General features: G+C 40.7%; 2 protein-coding genes. One reads left to right on the top strand and one right to left on the bottom strand.

Features of this window, described 5'->3' with window-relative positions; translation table 11 throughout:
• Window positions 1-236 (top strand): hypothetical protein (locus ACNOHI_RS25550; RefSeq protein ID WP_420477528.1); only part of this gene is annotated, 236 nt, incomplete at its 5' end.
• A 94-nt stretch (window positions 237-330) separates the two neighbouring features.
• On the opposite strand, the gene ACNOHI_RS25545 is transcribed toward ACNOHI_RS25550, so the two are convergent.
• Window positions 331-531, bottom strand: a 201-nt coding sequence (locus ACNOHI_RS25545) for a hypothetical protein (protein WP_420477527.1), incomplete at its 5' end; no start/stop codon positions are given.

The following is a 531-nucleotide window of genomic DNA, read 5'->3' as shown; positions in this document are numbered from 1 at the left end:
TTAATTTAAATCCAGAATATATAATTATGGATATGGGCTTGCGAAATTTTCGTGAGCTTTTTTATTTGAAAGCACCAATCTCTTTATCGCGTCAACTATCTGTACCAACTATAACGGAGTATCACGGGTCTGTGATAACGGATGATGTTGGACCAAAAATCACTCCTGGGATACTGAGTAAATACTCGATTCCGAAGATGCATCCGTCGGGATGGCAGGCTATCCAGTTGAATTAGACAGTTGTATTCCTCAATACGAAATACACTGCTTTCGAGGGTCAACATGTTATGGAATATCCAGCTCCTTTTACTCCTACGATTCCCGAGTCTGCTAATAGTCCAAACGATCTCTACTTGCCTGGTCGTCCATATATTTTGCCTCTTGCCTGTAATCCTTTGCTAAATTTGTAAAGATCATTGCCAAATTGGGAAACTTAATCCTGTAATTTGCTGACAGGCGTTCAAAATATTCAGCATGATGTCGTTCAAGATCTCCTCCATCAAAAGGTCCTCTGGTCGAGGAGCCTCGTTT

Source organism: Noviherbaspirillum sp. ST9 (assembly GCF_048799745.1).
In the GTDB taxonomy this organism is placed as follows: domain Bacteria; phylum Pseudomonadota; class Gammaproteobacteria; order Burkholderiales; family Burkholderiaceae_D; genus Noviherbaspirillum.
Note: the sequence above shows the minus strand (reverse complement) of the source record. Positions and strands in the feature narration are given on the sequence as shown.